Below are 9,171 nucleotides of genomic sequence, written 5' to 3'. Positions count from 1 at the left end.
CCTGGGATGCGCCGCCGTTGAGCTTCATCTCGTCGGTGGTGGGGAAGCCGAGAATCCCCTGTTCGAACTTCAGGACCGAGTACCTGCCGCGGATACCGTCTTTGACGGCGTGTGCTCCGGTGCTGTTGGACCAGAAGACGGTGCCGTGCTGGAAGGTCTGGGATGCGCCGCCTTTGACGGTGAGTTCGTCGCCGGTGGGCCAGCCGAGCCAGCCGTCCTGCCAGCCGCGCTGGCTCCAGTACTGTTGGATGGCGCCTCTGGTGAATTGTGCCCCGGTGCTTGGCGACCAGTGGATCTGCCCGCGTTGGAAGACCTGGGATGCGCCGCCGTTGAGCTTCATCTCGTCGGTAGTCGGGAAGCCGAGGTCCTGTAGATGCTTCTGGTAGCAGGCATCGATATTGGAGCGGACGGTGTGAACATTGGTGCTGCTGGACCAATACACCGTACCATTCTGATAAGTGCGTTCAGCTCCGCTCTCGATTGCAGTGATCGGCGTGACTTCTGCAGTGGGCGATCCCAGCCATGTATGCGTGGCGGCATAAGCATCGATCGCGCCGTTGGACGGATCGGTGTGCTGATCGGAATCGGTGCCAGGATTATCGGGCTTACTAGGGTTATCCGGATTATCTGGAATGTCCGTATTGTTGCTATTGCTTGTCGTCTGCTGTTGTGCAGGTGCTGTAGCATCGTCCGCATATGTAGGCGATGCCGGAGCAATGACCAACGTCAAGCACATTGTTGCTGCGCATGCCGTTGCGACTGCCCTGCCTCTGGTGAATGGCTGATGATTGATCATCAGGTGTCCTTGTTTCCTCTTCATGTCCCTCCTATGACTGTTCAGTCTTTGCTGGTGATATACAGATCGAGTCCGCTTCTCGTGTTGTATGTCCACTGGGCGGAATAGCCGTCCCAACTGATGGACACCATGCTGGGGTTATCCTGCTTCTTAAGCATTTCCGCAGTGTAGCCAGCCGGAATATTCAGATGATTGGCTACACATTTGAAGGTGGAGAAGTCTGAAGCATTCCCTGAGAAAACGGTCAGTGATTTGCCGTTGTCTTCGAGTACGAGGGCTTCAGTTGTGGTGGCTGTTTCGTCGAATGCCACGCCTTTGTCGCATGCTTGATATGCCGCGTTCAGCGATTTCGCCATCTTGGTCGAAGTAGGTGTGCCGGAGGAGCGTGGCGCCATTGCCGATGTTTGAGTGCTTGACGCAGTATGCTGGGCGGTTCCATCACTCTGTTTGGAGTAGTGCATGAACGCTAGTGCCGCGATAATGCAGACGATAATGAGGATGCCGCCAATGGCTAACCCCAATGCTTTACGATGGTTCCCCATGTGTTTTTTCTCCCCAGATGTCATTGCAGGCAAAAGGTCTTTCCTTACATGGCGGAATCGTACTCCTGGGTGCTGCCATTCAGCTCGCTGTATGGGTTTGCGAATGACTATTGGTTCGCATGGTGGAATCGAAAAGAACAGGATATCTCGGTGGTGATTTACCGGATTCGCGAATACAATGTATGTATACGTGTGCCCTGATGCGGAGCGGCGAGTTTCGTGCGCAGAGTCACCGGTGAGGGGCTGAAGAAAGGAACATTTCGGATGGCTTGGAAGAAGATGTGGTCAGTGGTGGCGACAACTGCTGCGGTCATGGTTTGCGCGGGGGTGCTTGCTTCGTGCGGAACGTCAGGTTCCGCGGCGAATACGACGGTTGATACGGTACTTTCCGCGTCGGCCTCGTCGAACGGGGTCGATAGTGCGCAGGCGGTTATTGCCACGGATGATACATCAGACACGACTGGTACTGATACCATGCCGAGCAATCCCTCCCAGGAGCTTCCGGATTCGGTGGATTCGTCGATTCCGAACAATGCGACCGTGGTTTCCTCTGATCTTGCCGTCACCAAGGACGGTGCGGTGAAGAATCTCGAGACCGGCGAGACCGTGACCGATCCCGAGATTGTGGGTACTGAAGACACGCCTCCGGATCCATTGGCCAAGACCAACGGGCAGCGGTTCATCCCGGTATCGGTGAAGACCGTGCGTAACGCCATCAAAGAGGAATCCAACACCAAGGCGTCGGCATTGAAGCCGAAAGCGTTGTCATCTGCGGGTGCGAGCGTGATGTCTGCTGTGTTGAAGTCCAATACGGGAACGTCGGTTAAGCAGGCGGCGTTGCAGAATAATAGTTACGGTGCGTATTGGGGAACCTATGGCGGTACACAGGCATTCTTTGAGTCAAACGGCACGTTGTTCGCGCAGAACGCTCAAGGTGTGATTGACGTTTCGGAGCATAACGGCACCATCGATTGGGCGAAAGTCAAAGCTAGCGGAGTGCAGGGGGCGATTATTCGCTTGGGCTTTGCCTGGGCGAATCGTTTCGACTATCAGGCGCTACGGAATATCCGCGAATGCAAGCGGCTTGGTATTCCCTTTGGCATCTACTGGTATTCGTATGCGTATGAGGCATCCCAAGCAGCGAAAGAAGCAGACAGCTTGGTTTCCCAGTTGAGGCAAGCCGGTGTCAGCCCCTCTGATCTCTCGTACCCGGTCTTTTATGATTTGGAAAAGTGGACTTGGACTGGGCATACTCCGCCAACCAGCACCTCTGTGTATCAAAGCATTGTCAGCGCGTGGTGGCAACGAGTGCAAGCTGCCGGATACTCCAATCTCAGCGTCTACTCGTATGCCAGCTATCTCAATGGGCCGCTGAATACGAGCGATATCCATTCCAAGACTCGCTGGGCTGCTAGCTATGGTGCACATGTAGGATTCGGTTTCGGCAGTGGATTGCGTGGATGGCAGTATGCGGATAACGGGAATATTCCAGGCATTCCTAATGTTGTGGACCTCAGCGCCTTCGGCAATGTCTATGAGGTTCGAACACTTCCCACGGTCGCCATTCCTAACGGCACGTATTACATCAATGCGATGGTGAAGGATTCGTCTGGTGTGGATATCCAGTGGGGGTCTGCGAGCAATGGTGCTCGAACCCAGCTGTATCAGGCTAACGGTTCATCGGCGCAGAAGTTCGTGTTCACCAAACAGAGTGATGGCAGCTACGTGATCACCAATGCACTCAGCGGCAAGGCTCTGGACGTTGCAAGCGGCTTGGCTGGCGATGGCGCGGTGGTCCAGCAGTACACGCCGAATGGAACCAAGGCACAACGCTGGTACATCAGGGATACCGGCTCAGGGTATTGCATCCAGTCGGCGTTGGGCAACTGGGTACTTGATATTGCAAGCGGGTCATCGGCTAACGGAACCAGCATCAGCCTGTATACGCCGAATGCGAGCAATGCCCAGAAGTTCACCTTGTCTTCGGCGACTGCTGCGATTCCAACCAATGTCAGTCTCAAGATTTCTTCTGTGGAGAATACGTCATTGGCTATGGATGTGCCTGGTGCTTCCACTCAGAACGGGGCGAGGATTCAGATCTATCAGGCGAATGGCTCGAACGCGCAGACATTCAGCGCGCAGCAAGTGGGCAACGGGGTCTATAGCCTCATGAATACCGCTTCCGACAAAGTGCTGGATGTTGCCGGGGCCTCCACCTCGAATGGAGGTGTAGTGCAGCAATATGCATCGAATGGCACTGCGGCACAGCACTGGTCTCTCCTCGACTATGGCAATGGCAAGATTTCATTGACCAGCAATGTTTCTGGCAAGGCAGTCGATATTCCATCCGGTAATGCCTCTTCGTCGGTCAAGCTGCAGATTTATTCCGCGAACGGCACGAAGGCTCAGCAGTGGACGGTGACGAGGGTCAAGAGTGAACGTGACAAGCTCGATGATCTCGCCGCGAAAAACAAAGGCGTACTCACTGACGGTACGATTGCGGTGGTTTCCGCGCTGTCGGCTTCCAAAGCGCTTGATGTGTCCGGTGCGTCACGTTCCAATGGCGCGAACGTGCAGCTGTACCAATCCAATGGTACAGGTGCACAGCGTTGGATTGTTTCGCACGACGGCCAAGGGTACGTTACGCTCCGCAATGCCGCCTCGGGTAAAGTGCTCGATGTTTCTGGCGCGTCAACCGCGAATGGCTCGAATGTGCAGCAATATTGCTCGAATGGCACGTGGGCGCAGAAGTGGATTGCCGTTTCGAACGGTGATGGCACGGTGACCTTGCATTCGGCTTTGAAGTACGGTCTCGTGCTCGATGTCTCTGGCGCGTCCACCGCGAATGGTGCAAACGTGCAGGTGTATGCGTCCAACGGTACGAGGGCACAACGCTGGGTGAGGAAGTGACCATGTGTAGAGGACGCAGACGAGCGGTCTTCTAATCGGAAAAACTTGTGGGGCGGTGCCGATGGCCTCGCCCCACAAGTGTCATTAAGCTTGAATGTCAATCATTTTGATGATTGGCCAGGTGCCGTTTCAAATACGTGAAACGGTTCGCCTCGAGAATGAAGGTCTTCCTGTCGTTCTTAGCCATGACGTCGAGTATGATTCCTGCGACGATGAGCAGTAGTCCCGCGATGACCAGCATGACTGCGCCGATGAGTGTGGGGAACCGTGCAACCATGCCGGTCGCCCAGAATTCCGATGCCACCTGCCCGCAGAGAATGATGCCGATGATGCCGATGATCGAGCCCAGTCCGCCGAAGAAGGGGAGCGGCTTGTACTCGCGGATCATGCGGAAAATCGTTGACATGACCTTCACGCCATCGCCCACGGTGTTGAGCTTGCTTACAGAGCCTGCTGGGCGGTCACGGTATTGGATAGGCATCTCGTAGAGGCGGAGATTGTTGTTGAGTGAGTGGATGGTCATTTCCGTCTCGATCTCGAAGCCGCGGGACAAGACCGGGTACGTTTTCACAAAGCCGAAGGAGAACGCGCGGTACCCGGTCATGATGTCGGTGACATGGGCGCCGAACAAGCCATTGATTGAGCCTCTGACCAGTCGGTTTCCGAAGTTGTGGAAGGGTCGCTTGTTCTCCTGGAAGTACGTGGAACTCAGACGGTCGCCGATCACCATGTCGTAACCTTCGAGGATTTTCGCGACCATGGCCGGGGCCGCATCCGCCGGATAGGTGTCATCACCGTCAGCCATCACGTATACGTCGGCGTCGATGTCCTCGAACATGGCTCGGATCACGTTGCCCTTGCCTTGACGCGGTTCCTTGCGAACGATTGCGCCCTCGGCGGTGGCGATTTCCGCGGTGCGGTCGGTGGAGTTGTTGTCGTACACGTACACGTCGGCACCCGGCAGCGTGGCCTTGAAATCACGCACCACCTTGCCAATGGTGATTTCCTCGTTATAACACGGCAGAAGCACCGCGACCCTAGTATTCTCTTGCACGGGTATCACTATAGCTGATATCGCCGTTGATAGCAGGTACAGGAATGCACTTGCATTTCTGGAGGTACATCTCTGAGTGATGTGTAATGGGGCAAGTGGATGTGAAATCGTACAATCATACGGAAACATGGTGAATGTTAAATAATATGGAAGAAGATAATTTCAAGAAGCAATAAATACGTGCGATAATTGTACCTTTAAGTGGTAGATAATTGCAGGATTGAGAATAGTGCGCCGACAATTCTCGTACTAATACCAGAAGTCACGAGAATGGAGTGTTGTCATGCGCAACGCTATACTGAGAGGGGCCAAGTGCCGAAATTCAGTATTATCTGAGCGTACTACATGGAGCCACTTGTATGAATGTTGCTGTAAAAACAAAACTGGAGCCAAGGGTTGTTATTCCTGTTATTTTAGGTTTCATGTTTGCATTTGGGGATGAAGCATCTAATCCTAACGGTACTTTGACCAAAAATGTAGCGGCATTGTGCCTGAAAATAGTCCTATATTGTGCAACCTTTGTTGCCCTATTCCGTTTCGTTGATACTTGGCGCAAGCGAAAGATGGGTAGTGCATCTGGCGATACCTCAGATATCAACAAACATCATATTTTGAGTTATGAATATTCTGTCAAGGCTTGGCTCTTATGTGCGTTTACTATCGCCATCGGCTGGCTGCCGTATGAAATCTGGCTATTCCCGGGGGTATATTGGTCCGATACTTCGAAGCAGCTTCTTATGTACTATGGTGCGGTTGAGTTTACTGATCATCATCCTTTTTTATTGACTTATATCTTCGGGTGGTTCGCGGATTTTGGCCAGTTGTTGTTTGGCAACCCAATTTATGGACTATATTTGTTAATTATTATTCAACTAATAGCCGCACCGCTATTGTTCTCTTGGATGGTATTGTATACGAAAAAAATAGGTTTGCCGTATCATGCTTGTAGTACAGAATTAGCGTTCTTTGCTCTATTTCCTTTTTTCCCGGTAATGTTTTCGTCCCTAGCTAAGGATATAATTTCCGTCTTATTCTTCATTCCATACACAATTTTGTATATCGATGTGTTTCGCACCAAAGGTGAGTCGACTAGTAAGACGCGCACCCTTGTGCTGATTCTGCTATGTGGATTGCTGACTTGCATGACCAAGAAGGCTGGAGTTTATATAGTTGTGCCTTCATTGTTGTTAATGGTCATAGCTAAAATATCGATAAAGGCGAAGGCGCTCTTGGTGTCGGCAGGTCTTATTATCGCCATCGTAATGGCTATTGTATTGCCGCACCTCATCATGCCTGCGCTACACGTTGCACCCGGTGGGAAGCAAGAAAGTATTCCTTTTGCTATACAACAAGTGGCACATGATGTCAAATACAATGGTAACAATATCACGCCATCGGAGAAGGAACTTATTTCTGATTTTTTAACTATTAAGTATAGTGATATACCTAAGGCTTATAATTCGCAGAGCGTCGACCCTGTGAAAGGGACAAGTTTAAGGAATCCAAAGCTGTTTGGCGATTTCATAAAACTGTGGTTGAAAAAAACTGTTGAACATCCAGTTGGTCATTTTGAAGCGTGGATTGGCTTGGTGCGTGGATGGTTCAGCTTCCAAAATATTGACGGGTCACCCAACAATATGGTGGTGTGCACAGAATCTGCTTGGTACTATGACCCCATTCGAACTTACATTCCTCAGTGGCCTGTCGAAGAGTCACATAGTGCTCTAGCGAGGTCAATGTATAACACTGAACAAAGCATTCCTGTGCTTAATGTACTGTTTTCGCGATCTGTATGGGCTTCAATCATTCCATTTTATATGTTGTATCTTGCCATAAGACGAGGGAAGGGAAAACTGCAACGATTACTTGCAATGCTCCCGCTCAGTTTGACGTTTTTGTATTTATTGTTGGTTCCTGTGTCCGGATATGGAGCGGAACCGACCAGATATGTGTTGCAGGCGATATGTATTTCTCCGCTGTTGCTTGCGTATCTGAGTGTAGGATGCGGAGATGAGAAAAATGCAATGATTGCAAGCTGCAAGACAAGTGTTAAATCAAACCGTTAATAAGAATGAAAACAATATAAGAAACTAGCAATTTACGGATAAGACTGATGAGCCTAATGTCATAAACCAATTCTTATCAATATTCAATAATGTAAATGTTTTATTAATGTCATATGTGGTATTATAGTATTTTGCAATCTAAACATTGCAGCATCAAATTTGAGAAATAAGTAATAAGATTGTGATATAGTATGTGACTCTAATATTTATCGAGTATAAATATTAGAGTCACATTAAGTTATATCAATATATCTGTTGTTAGAAAAATACTGGCACTTTTTGACGTTGTTCAATTGGAAGTTGATGACACTTCCAATTGAACAACGTCGTTGTTGAAGCATACTATTCTCACAAGTGAGCCAACTACCTAGTGTGAACAAAAGCGAGAAACAGACCAGAAAGAATAGAGTCGGCATCATCAACGTTGGTCGAAATTGGACGTTTTGCAGAGTTAGTCGTGGTGCAGACGTCAAGCACTATGCAAAAAGCGACGGGAAAGATGTACGGCCAACGTGCATAGCTGCCGCTTTTAGGCTTCGGAGGTTGAGCAGAATTGCATTTTGGCTGGTGAAATATTTGTACTGCTAAGACTCATGTCGTTTCTCTTTGATTGACAGATTTACCTTGCATTCTTTGAATTATATATCTGCCTAAATAGGCTAATTAGTTTCTTGGCTGCTAACAAGAAGAAGACAGTTAACGAATAATATATCACTCCGCGTAATAGCGGAAGTTGGGGAAGTACAGGAACGATAATCAACTGATTCACAAACAAGATATGGAACAGATACACGCCAAGCGACGCGCTTGACAATATGCGGATCACTTTTGAGAATGACGCAGGTGTGTGCCGTAATCTCGGCTCAAGCCATGCAAAGAGCAAGAATAGGCTGATTGCCTGGATGACTGCCAGCGGTGAGGTCGTGCCGGACCAATAATTGATATATTCGCTGCTCAAACCGGCGGCAGAGCGCCAGCCATTATTAAGCAGTGTGGCAAAGAACATAGCGGTGGACGACAGCAGGAACGCGATTGACGCCATCCATGGGTGTGGTTTGACAACCGGAATGACATAGTTGTTCAGGTAGTAACCAAGCGCAAAGTAGAGTAGTGAGACGGAAGCGAACAGAGGCCATCCGAACAGTTGCCCGAAGTACTTCGAGGGGACGCCAAGGTGTGTGAACAATGGCAGAATAACCGCTACGAAACCTGTCACGGCGATGAGATACCGCATGGTCTTGCGTTCTGTGCATTTGCTGAGCAGCGGGGTCAGCATATACAGGTACAGAATCGAGTAGAAGAACCAGTAGATATCATTGATGCTATTGGTCAGGAAATGCTTCGCGAAACCGATGATGCCGAAGTCGGCGGAAATCGCATCGGTGCCGTAGAACGAAGATGGGAAAAGCCCGAATACCAGATAGCATACGACGCTTCCGACTATCAGTGCGCGGCCTGTACGCCAGGCGCGCTTCTTGAAGAATGTGACGGTGTCGTACTTCTTGCGATACCCGAGCAGGTTCATGCCGCTGATCATGAAAAATATCGGCGTGGCAAAGATGAACAGTGACTGCATGACAACTTGGCGTTTCCACAACATCGTCTGCTCGGGGTGGAATGCCCCGAGCGAGGTATGCAAACAGACCACCGCGATACACGCAATGACGTTCAACACGTCGACAAACAGCCAGTGGCGTTTTACCTGAGTTGTTGCCTGTTGTTCTGCCAGTACGGGATGAACAGTCGCCGTGTCTGTTGTTTCGGCCGTCATATTGTATTTCTTCCCTTCTCGTATGATGACAT

Annotated in this window: 6 protein-coding genes; 2 read left to right on the top strand and 4 right to left on the bottom strand. The window is 50.3% G+C overall.

Features of this window, described 5'->3' with window-relative positions:
- Together K315_RS0106250 and K315_RS10440 are read right to left on the bottom strand one after the other, a co-directional pair.
- Positions 1-820, bottom strand: an 820-nt coding sequence (locus K315_RS0106250) for an LGFP repeat-containing protein (RefSeq protein WP_244874297.1), incomplete at its 3' end; no start/stop codon positions are given.
- 17 nt (positions 821-837) lie between these two features.
- Positions 838-1,371 carry a hypothetical protein gene (locus K315_RS10440; protein WP_152571432.1) on the bottom strand — a complete coding sequence of 178 codons (534 nt, stop codon included), beginning with the start codon at positions 1,369-1,371 and terminating at the stop codon, positions 838-840.
- A 231-nt stretch (positions 1,372-1,602) separates the two neighbouring features.
- Between K315_RS10440 and K315_RS0106240 the strand changes: the two genes are divergently transcribed.
- On the top strand, positions 1,603-4,248 hold the full coding sequence (locus K315_RS0106240; RefSeq protein ID WP_029576679.1) for an RICIN domain-containing protein: 2,646 nt from the start codon (positions 1,603-1,605) through the stop codon (positions 4,246-4,248).
- A 97-nt stretch (positions 4,249-4,345) separates the two neighbouring features.
- Here K315_RS0106240 and K315_RS0106235 read toward each other — a convergent pair whose 3' ends face one another.
- A complete protein-coding gene (locus K315_RS0106235; protein WP_029576678.1) occupies positions 4,346-5,302 on the bottom strand; it encodes a glycosyltransferase family 2 protein in 957 nt (318 codons plus the stop codon).
- Between the two features lie 359 nt (positions 5,303-5,661).
- On the opposite strand from K315_RS0106235, the gene K315_RS0106230 reads away from it, so the two are divergent.
- Positions 5,662-7,368 carry a DUF6020 family protein gene (locus K315_RS0106230; RefSeq protein ID WP_029576677.1) on the top strand — a complete coding sequence of 569 codons (1,707 nt, stop codon included), beginning with the start codon at positions 5,662-5,664 and terminating at the stop codon, positions 7,366-7,368.
- Positions 7,369-7,987: 619 nt separating this feature from the next.
- Here the strand turns inward: K315_RS0106230 and K315_RS0106225 are convergent.
- Positions 7,988-9,139 carry an acyltransferase gene (locus tag K315_RS0106225; RefSeq protein WP_029576676.1) on the bottom strand — a complete coding sequence of 384 codons (1,152 nt, stop codon included), beginning with the start codon at positions 9,137-9,139 and terminating at the stop codon, positions 7,988-7,990.
- Between the last annotated feature and the right edge of the window lie 32 nt (positions 9,140-9,171).

The sequence above is a fragment of the Bifidobacterium thermacidophilum subsp. thermacidophilum DSM 15837 genome, assembly GCF_000426425.1.
Classification (GTDB): Bacteria; Actinomycetota; Actinomycetes; order Actinomycetales; family Bifidobacteriaceae; genus Bifidobacterium; species Bifidobacterium thermacidophilum.
This window is presented reverse-complemented; position numbering and strand designations above follow the sequence as displayed.